General features: G+C 47.9%; 11 protein-coding genes. 10 read left to right on the forward strand and 1 reads right to left on the reverse strand.

All coding sequences use genetic code 11. From position 1 onward, the window contains the following. Positions 1-101: 101 nt before the first annotated feature. From AC4PM4_RS11990 to ligA, 10 genes are all read left to right on the forward strand, one after another. Positions 102-2615, forward strand: a complete 2514-nt coding sequence (locus tag AC4PM4_RS11990) for a U32 family peptidase (protein ID WP_491613677.1) — start codon at positions 102-104, stop codon at positions 2613-2615. 167 nt (positions 2616-2782) lie between these two features. Continuing rightward, a complete protein-coding gene (locus AC4PM4_RS11995) occupies positions 2783-6403 on the forward strand; it encodes a DEAD/DEAH box helicase (protein ID WP_491613678.1) in 3621 nt (1206 codons plus the stop codon). A gap of 73 nt (positions 6404-6476) precedes the next feature. Then, positions 6477-7355, forward strand: a complete 879-nt coding sequence (galU, locus tag AC4PM4_RS12000) for a UTP--glucose-1-phosphate uridylyltransferase GalU (protein ID WP_063568272.1) — start codon at positions 6477-6479, stop codon at positions 7353-7355. A gap of 183 nt (positions 7356-7538) precedes the next feature. Then, the gene (gene rfbC, locus AC4PM4_RS12005; RefSeq protein ID WP_064641968.1) at positions 7539-8087 is read left to right on the forward strand and encodes a dTDP-4-dehydrorhamnose 3,5-epimerase; all 549 of its coding nucleotides are present in this window, start codon (positions 7539-7541) and stop codon (positions 8085-8087) included. A gap of 55 nt (positions 8088-8142) precedes the next feature. Continuing rightward, positions 8143-9168, forward strand: a complete 1026-nt coding sequence (gene rfbB / locus AC4PM4_RS12010) for a dTDP-glucose 4,6-dehydratase (RefSeq protein ID WP_072733562.1) — start codon at positions 8143-8145, stop codon at positions 9166-9168. Further along, entirely contained in the window at positions 9165-10046 is an 882-nt protein-coding gene (rfbD, locus tag AC4PM4_RS12015; protein WP_063568269.1) for a dTDP-4-dehydrorhamnose reductase, read from the forward strand. The genes rfbB and rfbD overlap by 4 nt, the downstream gene beginning before the upstream one ends. 190 nt (positions 10047-10236) lie before the next feature. Continuing rightward, positions 10237-11112 (forward strand): phosphatidylinositol-specific phospholipase C/glycerophosphodiester phosphodiesterase family protein, encoded by an 876-nt coding sequence (locus tag AC4PM4_RS12020; protein ID WP_274568608.1) that lies wholly within the window; start codon positions 10237-10239, stop codon positions 11110-11112. Positions 11113-11400: 288 nt separating this feature from the next. Further along, on the forward strand, positions 11401-12087 hold the full coding sequence (gene pcrB, locus AC4PM4_RS12025; protein ID WP_491613689.1) for a heptaprenylglyceryl phosphate synthase: 687 nt from the start codon (positions 11401-11403) through the stop codon (positions 12085-12087). A gap of 427 nt (positions 12088-12514) precedes the next feature. Continuing rightward, positions 12515-14878, forward strand: coding sequence for a DNA helicase PcrA (gene pcrA, locus AC4PM4_RS12030; RefSeq protein WP_491613679.1), 2364 nt, complete (start codon positions 12515-12517; stop codon positions 14876-14878). 81 nt (positions 14879-14959) lie between these two features. Further along, positions 14960-16978 (forward strand): NAD-dependent DNA ligase LigA, encoded by a 2019-nt coding sequence (gene ligA, locus AC4PM4_RS12035; protein WP_491613680.1) that lies wholly within the window; start codon positions 14960-14962, stop codon positions 16976-16978. Between the two features lie 151 nt (positions 16979-17129). Here ligA and AC4PM4_RS12040 read toward each other — a convergent pair whose 3' ends face one another. After that, positions 17130-18482 carry a molybdopterin-dependent oxidoreductase gene (locus AC4PM4_RS12040; RefSeq protein ID WP_064641973.1) on the reverse strand — a complete coding sequence of 451 codons (1353 nt, stop codon included), beginning with the start codon at positions 18480-18482 and terminating at the stop codon, positions 17130-17132. Positions 18483-19199: the final 717 nt, after the last annotated feature.

Here is a 19199-nt window from a genome sequence, read left to right on the forward strand (position 1 = left end):
GCGATACAGTGACAATGCAGGCGTATGGAATCAAGGAACAGGATTAGCGTACAGGGTATTAGGGATGAAATCCGGCTATGCCGGTTATGGGGAGGATACACATGAAAACAGCAACAATACGAAGAGAAGACGTTGAGCTTCTGGCACCCGCAGGTGACTGGGATTGTATGCGTTCGGCGGTAGCCAACGGCGCGGATGCGATTTTCTTCGGAGTCGAAAAATTTAATGCACGGGCACGGGCGAACAATTTCCGTATGGACGAGCTGCCTGAGATTATGGCGTTTTTGCACAGTTATGGCGTAAAAGGTTTTTTGACCTTTAATATATTGATTTTTGAAAATGAATTGACGGATGCCAAAGAACTGATCGACGCTTGTGTCGATGCAGGTGTGGACGCCGTGATTGTACAGGATTTGGGTCTGGTCAAAATGATTCGCGAGATCTCGCCGGATTTCCCGATTCACGGTTCCACCCAAATGACGATTACGTCACCGGAAGCGGTGGAGTTTACGAAGCCGTTTGATATGGAACGTGTCGTGCTTGGACGGGAGAACAACCTGAAGCAGATCCAGAAGATCGGAGAACAGGCGAAGTTACCGATGGAAGTATTTGTTCACGGTGCGTTGTGTGTGTCTTATTCCGGGCAATGTCTGACTTCTGAAATGTGGGGTGGACGTTCCGCCAACCGTGGGGAATGTGCACAGGCTTGTCGTCTGCCGTACGACCTGATGGTGGATGGTGAGCATAAACCAATGGGCGATGTGGCGTATCTGCTGTCTCCGAAGGATCTGGCTGCAATTGACTTGATGCCGGAACTGATCGAAGCAGGCGTAACTTCCTTCAAAATCGAAGGACGTCTCAAAACGCCGGAATACGTGGCCAACGTGGTTAGTAAATACCGCAAAGCGATTGACCGTTACTTTGATGGAGATAATACTCCTCCTAGTAAGGAAGAAGTTCGTGAATTGCAGCAGAGCTTCTCTCGTGGATTCACACACGGTTTCCTGGACGGAACGAATAATAAACAGCTGGTTGACGGTACGTTCCCGAAAAGCCGTGGCGTCTATCTGGGTCGTGTAGACCAAGTATTGCGGGATGGTGTCGTCCTGAAGCTAGATGCCCCCGTTAAACGTGGAGACGGAATCGTATTTGATGCCGGAGATCCGACGAAGAAGGAAGAGGGCGGGCGTGTCTACGATGTACGTCGCAAAGGCGTGAAGCTTGAAGGCGAAGCAGAGGAAGGCTGGATCGTGGACGTTGTACCAGGCCGTAGTGACGTGGACCTGCGCCGCGTGAAAGTTGGCGACAAAGTATGGAAAACGAATGATCCGGCGCTGGACAAACGTCTGCGTCAGAGCTTTGAAATCGAGAAGCCTTATCGTATCTTCCCGGTAAACGTAAAAGTTATCGGCAGCCCAGGGCAGCCGCTTAGCACATGGTGGACGGACGTGCAGAAGGGCACGACGGTCCGTGTTAATTCCGAGATGGAACTGGATATCGCCCAGAAGCGTCCAATGACACACGGACTGCTCGAAGAGCAATTCGGACGTCTGGGCGGCACTGTGTTCCAGCTGGAAGAATTGGACGTCAACTTGCACGGTGACGTCATCATCCCGATGCGCGAGTTGAATAACATTCGCCGTCAGGCGGTGGAACAACTCGCGGGCGAGCGCCCTAAACCGCCCGTCTACGTGAAACGGGCGGTGGAAGTCTACGGCGATGCAGTTAAACCGGCAGCGCCAGTTGCTCGCGGTCATGCGGAGCTGACCGCGCTTTGCCGCAGCCTGCCACAAGTGGAGGCAGCGCTGGAAGCAGGTGTCGGCATGATCTACGCCGACTTCGAGTTTATCAAGCAGTTCCCGGCAGCGGTGGAAGCTGTTCGTGCCGCAGGCCGCAAGATTGCGTTGGCAACACCACGCATTCATATGCCTGGCGAGAACGGTTATCACAACAACATCCTGCGTTTGCAGCCGGATGCTGTGCTCGTACGTAATACGGGTGCATTGTACTTCTACTTGCGCCACCGGATGGAGAACCCGGATGCGAAGCATCCTGAATTGATCGGTGACTTCTCACTCAACATTGCCAATCACAAAGCAGTGGAACTGTTCCTGGAAGCGGGTTGTGACTGGATTACGCCTTCTTATGACCTGAACATTCAGCAAATGGTTGATTTGCTGGGACACTCCCGTACAAGTCAGACGGAAGTCGTTATTCATCAGCATTTGCCGATGTTCCATACCGAGCACTGTGTGTACTGTACGTTTATGAGTGAAGGAACCGACTTTACGAACTGTGGACGTCCATGTGAAGATCACCGGGCTTCCTTGCAAGACCGGATCGGCATGTCTCACCCGGTACGTGTGGACGAAGGTTGCCGTAATACCGTGTATAATGCGGTGGAACAATCCGGTGCAGAATACCTGACCAACTTCATGGATCTGGGTGTATCCCGCTACCGTGTGGAATTCCTGGAGGAAACTCCAGAGCAGGTGCGTGAGGTTATTGATCTGTATAACCGTGCTCTGCGTGGCGAGATCAGTGGTACACAAGTTTGGAAAACGCTGAAAGCAACAAACCAGCTTGGCGTAACGCGTGGTCAACTGGTGAAATAATAGATCGAAACCGGAACAAACAGCAACAGGCATGAAGTATGAAGCAACCCCAATCTCTGCTTTACGGAGCTCTTGGGGTTTTTTCTATAAAAGAGACTTGAACTACACCTATACTAAATTCGTATGTGTTATCTTGTTTGTCAGAGAAATATAGGAGGCGAAGAACCGTGGCGCCATTCACGATGATGGATATCAAATTGCTGTGCGGGGTCACGGCTTTCAAACGGGGAGAAGCGTATAACCAATCTGGGAGGGTGACCAATCTGGTTGCCAGTCAGGATGAACGTCATTACGAAGCTGTGGTTCGAGGTACAGAACGATACAAAGTAACGGTTGATCTGGATGATGCAGGTGAGGTTGTTGCCGGATGCAGCTGTCCGGGCGATGGGAGATATTATGACTATTGCAAACACGTGGCTGCCGTTTTGCTGGCGATTCATGAATGGGGAGAACAGCGTGACACGGGCTCTCAAACATCCTCGAAGCTGGTGTCTAAACCTGATCGTGGCTCCAGTTCCAGAGTAGGAACGCTGGTGGAGGAGAATGAGTGGGAGCGTCCAAACTCCATTTCAAATACCGACTCAGTAATGAATGTGGGATCTCATTCAACTTCATCTGCTCAGGCCATTGCAGCCGAGCCAGTGTCTTCCGAATCCAAGCTTGATGACCATTCGGATATGGATCGTCCGTCCGTACATTTCGCCCAAGCGGGTCGACCAAGCTCAGCTCCTGGATGGGGTAGATCAGCAGATAAACCTTCCTACCGCACAGCAGATCAGATTCTTTCCATGTTTGCTAAAGAACGCAGCCCCCTGCAATCAAATGATCGTAAATACACTGCGCCTGTAACCCGGTCTTCATTGCGGGAGGAGCTGCAGCTCCAATTTATATGCAAGCTTGTTCAAGTTCACAAAGGCGGAGCCAAACTCGCGCTTGAACTGAAAGTAGGAAATAAACGCCTGTATGTCGTTCAGAAAGTGAAGCAATTCCTGAATTGCATTGAGAATGGTGAGCCGATGTCGTTTACCAAGCTATTTTTCTACGACCCTTCAATGCATTATTTTCGGCCACAGGATCAGGCGATCTTGTCTATGCTTATTCGGATGAGGCAGAGTGAGGAAGCTTACCGCGAATCCATCTCCGGTTACTTGGGTGCTTCAGACGGAAGAGATATATTGATTGCTCCTCTGGTCTGGAAGCCTCTATTGGATTTGCTGCTGCAGGCAGATAGCCGGATGGAGGGAACAGGGTTAGCCAATGGTCCGCTCACTTTGGGTGAAGGGGCACTGCCATTATTTTATCGTATTGCGCAGGGGACTAATGAAGGATATCAGCTTGAGATCTCCGGATTGCGTGAGTTAATTCTTCTTCCAGCCTATGATGCTGCCGTGGTGGAAGGGCAATTGCATATGTTGGAGCCGATGCAGATGCGAAGTCTGGAGGATTTGAGCAGAGCGCTCACTTCTTATGGAATCAAGGAAAGTATCGATATTTCTGCTCAGCAGGTGGATGAATTCGTGCAGCATGTAGTGCCGGAATTGCGTACACTTGGACATCTGTCGATCGACTCCCAGGTGAGAGAACGAATCGCAGAGCCGGAGCTCGCGCCAAAGTTGTATATTGATTTCTACCGGGAACGGATTACTGCGCGTCTGGAGTTTGATTACGGTGTAATGGTGATTAATCCGCTGGCCGAATATTTGATCGATGAGGAAGAGAAAAAGGTGATTTTGGTACGTGACCGTCATGCGGAGCGTAACCTAATCGACCGACTAGATCGCTCTTTCCTGAAACGGGATGGCAGTGTATGGGCAAGTGAAAGAGAAGATGCGGTATACGATGTGATGTATCATTTGCTGCCGGAGCTTGAGAAGCAGGTAGATGTCTATATCCCGAATGCGATGAAGGCCATGGTGCAATCCTATCCGACACCGCCGAAAGTTCGGGCAGATCTGGGCAAAGGCTTGGATTGGCTGGAGATCTCATTCGAGATGGAAGGTGTAGATGAGCTGGAGCTTCAGGAAATTATGCGCAGCATTGTGGAAAAGAAACCGTATTTCCGCTTGCGCAGCGGTGTGTTTGTCTCTCTCGAAAATGACGGAGCGGACAGCTTTGCACACATGGCGGATTCCCTTGGACTGGCGTCGGGCGATATCAATGGCAGTCATATACGGATGCCGGCAGTTCGGGCGTTACAGCTTCCGGGCCGGGACGAGGTTTCCGGACATGTGAAGTGGGGCGGTTCCCTGAAACGTTTCCTGGATGACCTTCGTGATCCCGAGCGAATGGATTTTGCATTACCGGATGCGCTTGCTCCCGTGTTGCGTGATTATCAGGCCAGTGGATATCAGTGGCTGCGTACACTCGCATTTTACCGATTTGGCGGTATCCTGGCGGATGATATGGGACTTGGTAAAACGCTGCAAAGTATCGCCTATATCGCGGCAGAACTGAAAGAAAAGCCGAAACAGCACATAAGCAATCCAGGTGATGTTGATTACACTGTCGATGAGGGAACTTTCGGGAATAACATCCCAGATGAAGTACAGGCCGGACTGTTGGACCAACAAGCTACTCATCCCCCGGTACTCGTCGTTGCACCAGCTTCGTTAACGTACAACTGGGCGAATGAATTTGCCCGATTTGCGCCGCATTTGCGAGTTCTGATTGCGGCTGGGCAGAAAGACGAACGAGCCAGTATGCTCGCAGGCATGGATGACGCAGATGTTATTGTGACGTCCTACCCGCTATTGCGCCGCGATCTGGACACATATCTCGGGAGAACGTTTCATACGCTTATTTTGGATGAAGCCCAGTCTATCAAGAACTCTTCTTCCCAGACAGCCCAAGCGGTTAAACAGATTGAGGCACCACGTCGCTTCGCTCTTACAGGAACACCCGTGGAGAACTCATTGGATGAGCTATGGTCGATCTTTGAAGCGGTTTTCCCGGGCCTATTTCCAAGCTATCGCAGATTCCGGGACCTGCCTCCTGAACGAATCGCGCGAATGGTCCGTCCGTTTATTCTTCGCCGTCTGAAGAAAGATGTGCTGGAGGAATTGCCGGATCGTATTGAAACGGTTCAGCGCTCCGAGCTGAAGGACGAACAGAAGAAACTGTATGCCGCGTACCTGTCTCAGCTTCAGGATGAGACATCCAAGGATATGGAAGAGAACGGCTTTCAGAAGAACCGGATTAAAATACTGGCTGGTATTACACGCCTGCGCCAGTTGTGCTGTCATCCCGCTCTCTTTGTGGAGGGTTATCAAGGGGATTCCGGGAAAATGGAGCAGCTGCTGGAGACGGTCCAGGATTGTCTCGCTGCTGGGAAACGTATTCTCATCTTCTCCCAGTTCGCTAGCATGCTGAATCTGATTCGACAGACGCTCGCTGCACAGGGGGGAGATTTGTTCTACCTGGATGGTCAGACACCTGCACAGAGTCGGGTAGAGATGTGTCGCAGATTCAACGAGGGTGAAGCTGAGCTGTTCCTGATCTCCTTGAAGGCTGGCGGTACCGGATTGAACTTAACAGGTGCAGATACTGTTATTTTATATGACCTTTGGTGGAATCCCGCCGTGGAAGAACAGGCCATCGGGCGTGCCCATCGTATGGGGCAGAAACAAGTCGTACAGGTTATCCGCCTCGTTACGGAAGGTACGATTGAGGAGAAGATTTTGGAGCTGCAGCAGCGCAAAAAAGATTTGATTGCCGAAGTCATTGAACCCGGAGATCGAGGATCGACTACCTTATCCGAGCAGGATATCCGGGAGCTGTTGATGGTATAATGAAGTCTAGCCAAATTAGTATTCGATTTATCTAATATATAATTATTTCTCCACCAGAAGGAGCGGATCTAGCGTGCGTATTCGCAAAGCAATCATTCCAGCGGCCGGGCTCGGTACCCGGTTTCTGCCTGCCACGAAGGCGATGCCCAAGGAGATGTTGCCAATCGTTGACAAACCGACGATCCAGTACATTATTGAAGAAGCTGTAGCTTCAGGCATTGAGGATATCATTATCGTAACAGGTAAAGGTAAACGGGCCATTGAGGATCATTTTGACTATTCATTCGAGCTGGAGCAGAATCTTGCTGGTAAACAGAAATGGGATCTGCTGAATGAAGTTCGCAAACCCTCCGAGATGGCAGACATCCATTATATCCGTCAAAAGGAACCGAAGGGTCTGGGACACGCCATCTGGTGTGCCCGCAAGTTTATCGGAAACGAACCATTTGCCGTGCTACTGGGGGATGACATCGTGGAATCCAATCATCCTTGTCTTCAGCAGATGATCGAAGTTTATGATGAATTGCAATCTCCGATCGTAGGTGTGCAGCCTGTTGATTGGAGCGAAGTGTCACGTTACGGGATTGTGGACGGGGAATTGGTATCTCGCACCGAAGATCGTGTGTACCGTGCGCGTCGTTTGATCGAGAAACCGAAGACGGAAGAATCACCTTCCAATTTGGCGATTATGGGACGTTATATTCTGACGCCGGATATCTTCGATATTCTTGGTCAGCAGTCTGCTGGCGTGGGAGGAGAAATCCAGTTAACGGATGCCTTGTCCCGTCTGAATGACCAGCGGCAGATTCTAGCCTATCACTTTGACGGCCTGCGTCATGATGTTGGGGAGAAGCTTGGTTTTATTGAAACCACGATTCATTATGCCCTTCAGCGCCCGGATTTGCGGGAGGATTTGTTGAAGTATTTGGAGCATATAGTACAGAACAAATAGAGAAATCGCTATGATCAAGCCCAGCCGAAATTAAAACACCGGCTGGGTTTTAATTATTTTATGGAACAACGTATTGAAATATCATGATTTAACCAGGCCAATGAACGATCACTTGCCCGATGCTTTACATATACATAGATTAATATGAAGAAATGCTGTTAATAGCAATAACGGAGGGATAACATGAAGGTGATTCCGCTGTTTATGGATGGCGCAGCTATATTGGAACCTAAGGTTTATGGCGATCATCGGGGATATTTCATGGAAAGTTATAATGAGCGTGTTCTGTATGAAAATGGTATACATCATGTGTTTGTTCAGGACAATCAATCCCTGTCCGCCGAAGCTGGAGTTCTTCGCGGACTTCATTACCAGCTTCAGCCCAGAGCACAGACCAAGTTGGTCAGAGTAATATCCGGAGCCATCTATGATGTTATTGTAGATATTCGTACGACTTCACCAACCTTTGGACAGTGGAAAAGTGTCATTCTTAGTGAGTATAATCAGCGGCAGTTGCTTGTCCCCCAAGGTTTCGCTCATGGATTCTGTACACTGGTGCCACATACACAGGTGACATACAAGGTGGATGCATACTATTCGCCTGAACATGACCGGGGTATTTTGTGGAACGATCCAGCGCTCGGAATTGATTGGCCTGTGTCGGATCCCATTCTCTCCGAGAAAGATCAGAAGCACCCTTTACTTCAAGGGGCGGAACTGAATTTTGGCTAACTAAAACAAGCTTCTCGGATCGAACAGTATCTGGGGGCAGAAGGAGAGAGATAACATGAAACTGCTCGTTACTGGAGGGGCTGGATTTATTGGCAGCAACTTTGTGATGTATATGCTTCGTGAGCATCCTGATTATGAAATTGTTAACGTGGATTCCTTAACGTATGCGGGCAACCTTGAGAATTTGCAATCCGTAGAATCGAATTCTCAATATACGTTTATCCGAGCGGATATCACTGACGTTCAGCAAATGGAACAAATTATATCCCAAGGGATCGATGTAATCGTCAATTTTGCGGCTGAGTCTCATGTGGATCGCAGCATTCTGTCCCCCGATATTTTTGTGCGTACCAATGTACTCGGAACTCAGGTGTTGCTGGATGCGGCGAAAAAATATCAAGTTACCAAATATGTTCAGGTGTCTACGGATGAAGTATATGGCTCACTTGGTCCAACAGGTTTGTTTACAGAAGAGACACCATTGATGCCGAACAGTCCATACTCTGCCAGTAAAGCGGGTGGGGATTTGCTTGTCAGAGCGTATCATGAAACCTTTGGTTTGCCTGTAAACATTACACGTTGTTCGAACAATTATGGACCTTTCCAATTTCCAGAGAAACTTATACCGCTTATTATATCTCGTGCATTAAATGATGAGGCTATTCCTGTCTATGGCGATGGGCTTAATATTCGTGATTGGCTCTATGTAGAAGATCACTGTAGTGCTATCGACCTGGTCATTCATAATGGCAAGATTGGAGAGGTATATAACATCGGGGGAAATAATGAACGTACCAATATATATATTGTTGAAAAGATTCTAGAACAACTAGGTAAACCTGCAAGTTTGATTCAATATGTACAGGATCGACTAGGCCACGACCGACGTTATGGGATTGACCCGACCAAATTGCATACTGAGCTTGGCTGGAAGCCCGTGCACAATTTTGAGACAGGGATCAAGGAAACCATCCAGTGGTATCTGAATCATCAGGAATGGTGGACACGAATTCAATCAGGTACGTATCAAGATTATGTAAAACTTCAGTATGGTGATCGAATGGGTGATCCTACAAAATGAAGTATAGAGTAATGGTGACGGGGGCTGCGGGACAGCTCGGATACGATGTTGTAAAGATATTTCGAGCTGGTGGTCATGATGTCATGGCCTGTGACAGGGACCAATTGGACATTACCGATCAACAGCAATGCAGAGAAACCATTAACGCTTTCCAGCCTCACATCATCGTTCATTGTGCTGCCTATACAGCCGTTGATAAGGCCGAGACAGATGAGGATATGGCGTACACAGTCAATGTAACAGGCACTAGAAATATAGCCGTTGCTGCAGAGAAAGTGAAAGCCAAACTGATTTATATTAGTACCGACTACGTATTTGATGGCACGGCAACGAGGCCTTATCAGGAATTTGATTTGACGAATCCGCAGACCGTGTATGGCAAGTCAAAGCTTGCCGGAGAGAGACTGGTCGAGAGTCTCTGCACGCGATGGTTTATTATACGAACATCATGGGTGTTTGGAGTACACGGCAGTAATTTTGTCAAAACCATGTTGGAACTTCTGGAGAAGCGTCCCCGACTTCAGGTCGTTCATGATCAACAAGGGTCGCCCACATATACTGTGGATTTAGCCAGACTCGTGAGTGAACTTTCATTAACTGAGAAATATGGTATCTACCATGCCTCTAATTCTGGAATGTGCACCTGGTATGAATTTGCACAGGCCATTGCAGAAGAAGCATCCAAGCAATCCGGATTCAAACTGAGTGCTGTTCTCGAGCCTTGTACCACCGGGCAATTCCCACGTCCTGCTCCTCGACCTCAATATTCCGTAATGGATCATCTCGCTATTCGTACAAACGGTCTGCCACCCATGAGAGCTTGGCGCGAAGCTTTGATCGCATTTCTGAATGAATTGAGTGTGCAACCAACCGAATAGATGGTGCTTCTTATCCATTCGAAATACTGCATCCCTAGATTTAACAGCCGCCTTCGGGCGGCTTTTTGTTTTACACCTCTCCAATCAGGGTAGTTAGCTATCAAAAAGGAAAAACCGCACATGCTTCGTCATATCATGTTATTCGTACTCTTTTTCTTCCCTACCACCCTGATAAGGATGTGAACGCCATATGAAACGAATTGCCGCCGTCGTTACACTACTCATCGTAACCGTGGGCACACTCTTTTTTGCCTATGACAGTCAGAGCGAGGAGCAGCACGATGGGTTTACGGCCTATCGACTGATTGCTCATGCCATGGGCAGTATCCGTGAGAAGCCTTACACGAACGCCTATGAGGCGATGATTGCCAATTATGAGAAGGGCACACGTGTGTTTGAGATTGACTTTATGCTGACCTCGGACCGCAAAGCAGTAGCCAGACATGAATGGACCGCTAACATGAGCAAAATGCTGGGACAGGACGAGGAGTTACCCGAGGACAAACAGGCTGGGGCGCTGACACATGATGAATTCATGAATACGCCCATTCTGGGCATGTACCAACCGATGGATGCCGACGGCATTATGGACGTATTGGCCAAGTACCCGGATATGTATATCGTGACCGATACCAAAGAACAGAAGGACGAGGATATTCAGCAGGTGCTAAAATCACTCGTGGACGCAGCCAAGAAACATGACCCTTCAATTCTTAATCGGGTTGTAGTACAGATCTATAACGAGCCGATGCTCGAAACCGTGAAAGAAATCTACGCGTTTCCTTCTATTATTTATACCCTTTATGCTACGCAGGATACTGAAGCCCAGGTGGTTGATTTTGTACAAAAGAATGACATCGATGCCGTAACCATGCCGGAATATAAAGTAAACCAGAATTTCGTTGCCAAGCTGAAGCAGGCAGGAGCCGTCACCTACGTTCATACCATTAATGACACCGATCAGGTAGCAAACTATGAGAAATGGGGCGTGTACGGCGTGTATTCGGATGTATTAACCGAGCAGGAACTGGATGAGATGAACACACGTTTTGCCTGGAAACCTTGAGTATAAAATTATGATTCAGAGGTTGCGGTATTCCTACTTGAGACTTTGGATCCAACTCTACTCAAGATATTGATGTTCGAAGTGGCACCAGGCGCTGGCTTAAATTCTGTAGCATCACATCCCTGCCATCTAAAATTACAGGCTTCTCCTGCAATTCCAGGGAAAAGTCTGTGATTTTTTGTTCCCCTTTTTATACGAACATTGACACTCACTCCCTGCTGACTTAGACTTAGTTTACAAGCTTTTTAGGATGCAGAAGAACCTCTGGAGGAATGTTCGTTGATAGACATGATTAAGCAGTGGAGACATGTATTTAAGCTAGACCCGGACCGGGAAATAACGGATGAAGCACTTGACCTGATCTGCATGTCGGGAACTGATGCCATTATTGTTGGCGGGTCTTCGGGAATTACCTATGACAACACGGTGGACCTGATGTCCAGAGTACGTCGCTACGAGCTGCCCTGTGTGCTTGAAGTATCCGATCTGGAGGCAGTTGTGCCTGGTTTTGACGGATATCTGATTCCGATGGTGCTGAATGCAACGGATAGCAAATGGATGATCGGACAGCACCAGCAAGCCATCGAGCGTTACGGTTACCTGATCCCATGGGATCTGCTTATTGCAGAAGGTTATATTGTCCTTAATGCCGACTCCACTGTTGCCCGAATGACGGGAGCGGATACGGAATTAACGACGGATGCTGCGGTTGCTTACGCCCAGGCTGCGGAACGTCTGCTAAACCTGCCTATCGTATATATGGAGTACAGCGGAACGTTTGGAGATATGGAGCTGGTTGGAGAGACACACAGACAACTCACCAAGGCGCATCTTATCTACGGCGGCGGGATTGATAGTCCGGAGAAAGCTAGACAAGCTGCACAGGTAGCAGACACCGTTGTGGTTGGAAACATTGTGTACAGTGATTTGCACAAGGCGTTGGAGACGGTCCAAGCTGTGAAACAATCCGTTTAATCGGTTTAGTTTACCATTCCCCCAATTTCCCCTCCTGATCTGTTAAAATAGAACTTCGGCTTTGCTAAATAGAACAAGTTACATGAGCGCAATGTCGTTTACACAAGAACGTAGACTGCAATGGAGAAGCGGAGCGCTCTCACTTTTTCAACAACTGAAAGAACTGAAAGATAGTAATTGCAGTTCAATTGTAATTTCAACTACTCTTAAATATAAGCTAAACTAATTTTTACACGAGAACGAAGAGGACAGAAATAAGCTGGAGAAACGAAGTGCTCGCATTTATTACCGGATTTTCACTTTGAAAAAAGTAGATCAAAAAATCCGGGAATAACGGCGATCGGAAGATTATTCTGTCATCGTAGTGACGAGTGTAACCCTTAGTACTACTTATATCGATTTCAACCAATGAAAGGAGCATGCATGCATGCAACCTGTAAATATACATGATGCCGTAGCACGGCTTAACACCCCCCAACGGCAAGCTGTCGAGGCGACGGATGGACCGCTGTTGATTATGGCTGGAGCGGGCAGTGGCAAGACCCGTGTGCTAACACACCGGATTGCCTATCTTATTGCAACACGAAAAGCACCCCCTTGGGGTATTTTGGCTATTACGTTTACGAACAAAGCGGCACGCGAGATGCAAGACCGGGTATCCCAACTGGTTGGCAGCTCTCAGGGTCGTGACATCTGGGTATCAACGTTTCACTCCATGTGTGTGCGTATTCTGCGCCGTGACATTGAACGCATCGGCTTCACCTCCAATTTCAGCATTTTGGATTCATCTGACCAATTATCTGTCATTCGTAGTTGTATGAAAGACCAGAACATCGACACCAAGAAATTTGAGCCAAAAGCCGTTCAATCGATGATGAGTACCGCGAAGAATGAATTGATCAGTCCGGAGCAATATGAGAAACAGGCTGCTGACTATTTTGAAGGCATTGTGGCGAAAGTGTATAAGATGTACCAAAAACGGCTCAGAGCCAACAACTCGCTCGATTTTGATGATCTCATCATGGCGACTATTCAACTTTTCAAAGAGGTACCGGAAGTTCTCGACTTTTACCAAAAGAAATTCCAGTACATTCACGTGGATGAGTACCAGGATACCAACCGTGCGCAGTACATGCTTTGCCGTATGCTTGCTGATAGTCATCACCGCATTTGCGTCGTAGGGGATAGTGACCAATCGATCTATCGCTGGCGTGGAGCGGATATCAGCAACATCCTGAATTTTGAGAAAGACTACCCTGAAGCCAATACGATTTTGCTCGAGCAAAACTATCGTTCCACTTCGAATATCCTGAATGCAGCGAATGAGGTAATCGGCCTGAATACTGGGCGCAAACCGAAGAAACTGTGGACGGACAAAGAGGGTGGCTCAAAGATCAAGGTGTACCGTGCGGATTCCGAACATGATGAGGGGTATTTTGTAACCTCCGAGATTAGTAAAAATGTGAAGAACGGCAAATCCTATCAGAACCATGCCATTTTGTACCGTACCAACGCCCAGTCCCGGGTTATAGAGGAAATTCTGATTAAGTCTGATATTCCGTATCAGATCGTTGGCGGCATCAAGTTCTATGATCGTAAAGAGATCAAGGACATTCTGGCGTATCTGCGCCTGCTTTCGAACCCCGATGATGACATCAGCCTTACCCGGATTATTAATGTACCAAAACGCAGCATTGGTGATACAACGGTAGCGAAGCTGGCAGCTGCGGCAGGAGAACGGGGGATTTCAATATACCGTGTGCTTCAGGTCGTGGACGATCTCGGTTTTGCCGGTCGAACGCGGAATGCGCTGGTGGAGTTCTATGATATGATCGCCGCGCTGCATCAGATGGTAGAGTATCTGTCTGTGACTGAATTGACCGAGAAGATTCTCGAGATGAGCCAGTACCGACTTGAGATGCAAAATGAAAACACACTCGAATCCCGTGCACGGTTGGAGAACATTGATGAGTTCCTGTCCGTAACTATGGAATTTGAGAAAAATAATGAAGACAAAACGCTCGTTTCGTTCCTCACCGATCTCGCACTGATTGCGGATATCGACAGTATGAACGATGATGAAGAGGATCAGAGTGATGCAGTTACCCTGATGACGATGCACAGTGCCAAAGGTCTGGAATTCCCTGTCGTCTTTATCGTTGGTATGGAGGAAGGAGTTTTCCCGCACAGCCGGGCCTTTATGGATAACGAGGAGCTGGAGGAAGAACGCAGACTGGCTTATGTGGGCATTACGCGTGCGGAAGAACAACTCTTCCTGTCTTGCGCGCAAATGCGGACCTTGTTCGGACGCACAACGGCGAACCCGCCTTCACGTTTCCTGGATGAAATTCCTGATGAGCTAAAAGAAGATACCTCCATCGCTCGTGACCGCTACCGTCGTGGTAGCAGCGCAGGTGGATCATACGGTGGCCGTGGACTTGGTGCCAGTGGAGGAAGCAACTTTGGTGGCGGAGCAAGCAAGCTGTTTGATCGTCAGAGCCAAAGTGGTTCTTCCGCTTCGTCAGTTACTTCCTCACGGGTTACCATGAGTACGTCGTCCAGCACATCCAGCACGCCTGCCCCGTCGTCGGCATCTAAACCGGTCGCTGCCGGAGCTGGTTCTGACGGATTCAAAGCCGGAGATAAAGTACAACACGGCAAATGGGGAACAGGTACCATTGTTGGGGTGAAAGGATCGGGTAATGACACAGAGCTTCAGATCGCATTCCCGGCCCCGGTTGGCCTAAAACGTCTGCTTGCAGGCTTTGCCCCAATCACCAAAGTGGAATAGATATTCATGAACGAACTTAGAGATTGCTCTAACGTTCGTTCTACATAGATCCAAATTATAATAACGGAGGGATGGCCCTGTATGGACCCGATGCACCGGATGGAGCAACTCGTTACCGAGCTGAACCAGCATAATTATCAGTACTACACGATGGATCAGCCGCAGATCAGTGATAAGGAGTATGATCTTCTGTACGACGAACTGGTTACGCTGGAACAGGAGAGTGGCATGGTTTTGCCTGATTCTCCGACACAGCGTGTGGGTGGTGAACTGCTCAAAGGGTTTACACCGCATCGCCATTTATCCTCATTGTGGAGCTTGGACAAAGCCCAGAATATAGAGCAGCTGCGAAACTGGAATACTCGTGTGCTCAAGCTGGTCAATGACTTCAACACCAAAAATCCAGACAATCCGTTGCCCGAACCCGGCTATGTGATCGAACTGAAGTTTGACGGTTTGACGCTGAATCTAACGTACACAAACGGTGAGTTGGTTCAAGCCTCTACGCGTGGAAACGGAACTGTAGGGGAGGGCATTTTGGCTCAGGTTAGAACCATTAAATCTGTTCCGCTCAAAATCCCGTATACAGGTGGCACGATTGAAGTCCAGGGTGAAGGCATCATGAACCTGTCTGTATTGAATCGATATAATGAAACGGCAGCAGAACCGCTCAAAAATGCTCGGAATGCCGCAGCAGGAGCACTGCGCAACTTAAATCCGAAGACTACCGCTGAGCGGCGGTTGAACGCCTATTTCTATAATGTAGGTTATTCGGATGATATTCAATTTGCCAACCATCAGGAGATGATGGACTTTCTCCGTGAGAATCGATTTAAAGTCAATCCATCCATTACGTATTTCCATGAGTTTGATGATGTGACGGAGCAGTTGGCTGCGATACAGGAGAGCCGTGGCCAACTGGACTACCTGATCGATGGAGCTGTTATCAAAATCACAGACATGCGCACCCGTGAGGCATTGGGTTACACGGATAAATTCCCTCGTTGGGCGGTAGCGTACAAATTCGAGGCGGAAGAGACCACAACCGTTCTGAACTCTGTAGTCTGGAATGTGGGTCGTACCGGCAAAGTAACTCCACTTGCTCGAGTTGAACCGGTTGAGCTAGCTGGGGTAACGGTACAGAACTGCACGTTGAATAACGTAGGTGACATTGAGCGGAAAAATCTGAAGTTTGCCTTGGGTACACGTGTCTTTATCCGTCGTTCCAATGATGTTATTCCTGAGATACTAGGTAAAGTGACTGAAGAGAGTGACGGCGAGGAAATTGTGTTCCCTGAGCAATGTCCGGCATGTGGATTCCCACTGGAACAGCGTGGAGCGCATTTGTTCTGTAACAACAAGCTAGCGTGCAAACCGCAGACGGTGGCCCGGATTTCTCATTTTGCTTCCCGTGATGCAATGGACATCGAGACATTCAGCGAGAAAACGGCGATTCAGCTGTACAATGAATTGAACGTGCGTGAGCCCGCTGACCTGTATACATTGCAATTCGATGATTTGGTGAAGCTGGAGCGGTTTGGTGAAAAGAAAGCGAACAACCTTATTGCTGCACTGGAGCAGAGCAAGGATCGTGACCTCGCTTCGTTCCTATATTCACTGGGTATTCCGAATACAGGTAAATCGACTACACGTATGCTGGCTGATCATTATCGCGACCTGCATGCCATTATGAATGCAACGGCAGAGGAACTCGTTGAACTACCTGATGTAGGTGGTATTGTGGCTGAGAGCATTGTGACTTTCTTTGCAGACCCGTTTACACAGGCAGCTATCGAGAAGATGCTGAATTTGGGTGTGAAAGCCCAGGCGCCTGAGGCACCTGTAGCGATTGTGGAAGATTCCTTCTTCAGTGGCAAAACGGTCGTGCTGACCGGAACGCTTCATCAACTCACACGGGAAGAGGCAACGCAACGACTCGAAGCACTTGGAGCGAAGGTAACGGGCAGTGTCTCCAAAAAGACAGACCTCGTTATTGCCGGAGAGAAGGCAGGTTCTAAACTGACCAAAGCTCATGATCTCGGCATTCCTACTATTGAGGATGAGGATGAACTTGTACGTCTTTTGAATCAAGAGGGATAGATTCTGAATGTGGAGTAGGCTTTGATTAAATCGCAGCGTTACTCGAATAAGAAATAGATAACTTAAAGACCCCTGTACCACGAATAGTGGAACGGGGGTCTTCTGTTTGTACATTTATTTAAACTCAACTACATACCGGCAGTAACTCAAATCAGGAACGCGCCTGAGAAGCACCAGTAAGCCATGCATCCTTGTCATAACCTCGTTCTTCCCAGTAGCCGATATGTTCGCTGTCAATCAGTTCAATACGATTCAGCCACTTGACAGACTTATAGGCATACATCTGGGGAATGACCAAGCGTACCGGACCGCCCAAATCTGCCGGGATCGGTTTGCCGTCATGCATGACAGCTACCATAATATCATCCATCTGTGCCTGATCCATCGTTATCGCATCCGTATATACACCGTCCCCGGAGTAGAACTTGACGCTGTGCGCTTCGGGTTTCACTCCGGCTTGGGTCAGTAATTGCTTAAGAGATATGCCTTCCCAAGTATTCTTATATACAGACCAGCCTGTAACGCAATGAAAGTCACTGACCTGAACGGTACGTGCAAGTTTCACGAACTGCTCCCAGTTCCATACCTGTGCCCGTTCAACAAGCCCATCAATCCGGAATGACCAGTTTGCATTGGAAAAGGAAGGTATCGGTGTAACCGTGTATACGCGAAAATGACCTTCAGCCCCGCCTCCGACGGGAGGTGAGGAAGCTGGCAGCGCTTTTGGCAAAGGCACCATGTGATTGGGATCGTTCTCCAGCATGCTGTCAATACTGTTGTCTAGTTTGAGGTTTCGTCCAACCCAGGATATAAAAGTAGGCCCCAAAGTCACAGCTAGGCCCACGCCTACAGCAGACCGAATAAATGCCCGCCGTGTATACACGGGTTGAGGTTTCTCTGGTTGATGGAGAGGACTCTCCTTAATGGTACGTATAGATTCGGTAGAAACTATCGCTGCTGGCGTCGTATATTCATCAGGAGCATCAGTTGGATGCACCATATTTCTACCCTCTGCTACAACTGTCGTTGCTTTTACTGCACGGCGTGCAGGATCTTTTAACCATCTCGTTCGCGTGATGGAATGGTAGATAATATAAGGCAGGCCCACCCAAGTCAGCAAATCATGAACCAGAAGCGCGGCATTCGACCATCTCGGCCCAGCGAGCTTGAACTGCCATAACACTATACCTGATAACAACCATCCTACCAGCAGTACAAGAACAACGATTGTATTTGCTCTCTGCCATGGCCTATTGCGAAGTTGTTTCCAGTGCTTTCCGGCCAAAAGTAAGTAATACACCACAGGTGCTAGCATAGCTAGACCGACGACAATATGTAGCCACTTTAACCATACGCGCCCAATCCCGAGTAACTCACGCCAGAAACCACCGACCAACATAAGACCTGATACCGCGAGGATAACAACAATCCAGGCATTCCAGGCATGAATGGAAACGAGCTTTTTACCATAACCCTTTCGAATGTTCTTCAGCCATTGCTTCATATGCTTTCACCCCATATAGGTTATTCATCAGAGCATCCTCGATATAAATGAAGCCGATTGTGATTAGAGAGCGGTTCTGAATTTAGTATTATTGTGTACTGTGTCAGTGATTACTTGAACGGGAGTATCATATTCATTCCTTATTCTATATTATATATACCTTATTATAGAGCGTTTTGGATCACTTGTATCAAAAGGTGAAGGGAAACACTTCTAATATAAAAGTATCCTCTAATTGGTTATCTAATACTATTGGTTCAAAAGTAGATGTACCCTTTCTGTTTTTAGTAAATAGAATTCATTTTTCAGTAACTCGAAGTATCTGTATGTAAATAGAGTTGATCCATCCGGATTCATATAATCTGTCGATTGATGTAGTTGAGAGTTTCGTTTGATAGCGGGAGTTGTGGATTATAAATCATTTATATAAAGGTTATTAAAAAGTGCTTGCTAAATAAAATAGATCATGATATATTATTTCTTGTCGCCTCAAGCGAATGATTGTCGAAACGCTTTGAACGCTGACGAAAAAAAAGAGTTGACAGTTAGTTAGTCAACATGATAAGATAAGATTCCTGTCCGGTTGACAAGCATTAACACAAACGGACAACAAGTTCCTTGAAAACTGAACAAATGGATAGTAACTTTTGATTCATAATGAATCGTCAGTTTCAAAATGAGCTTATCGCTCTTTTCAATACCACCGATGATTTTCAT

It is taken from the genome of Paenibacillus sp. MDV22-iso6, assembly GCF_058408365.1.

Excerpts from the sequence above, each read along its gene's own strand:
- rfbB (WP_072733562.1), top strand. The coding sequence starts at position 8,143 with ATGAAACTGCTCGTTACTGGAGGGGCTGGATTTATTGGCAGCAACTTT.
- pcrB (WP_491613689.1), top strand. The coding sequence starts at position 11,401 with ATGATTAAGCAGTGGAGACATGTATTTAAGCTAGACCCGGACCGGGAA.
- AC4PM4_RS12040 (WP_064641973.1), bottom strand. The coding sequence starts at position 18,482 with ATGAAGCAATGGCTGAAGAACATTCGAAAGGGTTATGGTAAAAAGCTC.
- AC4PM4_RS12020 (WP_274568608.1), top strand. The coding sequence starts at position 10,237 with ATGAAACGAATTGCCGCCGTCGTTACACTACTCATCGTAACCGTGGGC.
- pcrA (WP_491613679.1), top strand. The coding sequence starts at position 12,515 with ATGCAACCTGTAAATATACATGATGCCGTAGCACGGCTTAACACCCCC.
- ligA (WP_491613680.1), top strand. The coding sequence starts at position 14,960 with ATGGACCCGATGCACCGGATGGAGCAACTCGTTACCGAGCTGAACCAG.
- rfbD (WP_063568269.1), top strand. The coding sequence starts at position 9,165 with ATGAAGTATAGAGTAATGGTGACGGGGGCTGCGGGACAGCTCGGATAC.
- rfbC (WP_064641968.1), top strand. The coding sequence starts at position 7,539 with ATGAAGGTGATTCCGCTGTTTATGGATGGCGCAGCTATATTGGAACCT.
- AC4PM4_RS11990 (WP_491613677.1), top strand. The coding sequence starts at position 102 with ATGAAAACAGCAACAATACGAAGAGAAGACGTTGAGCTTCTGGCACCC.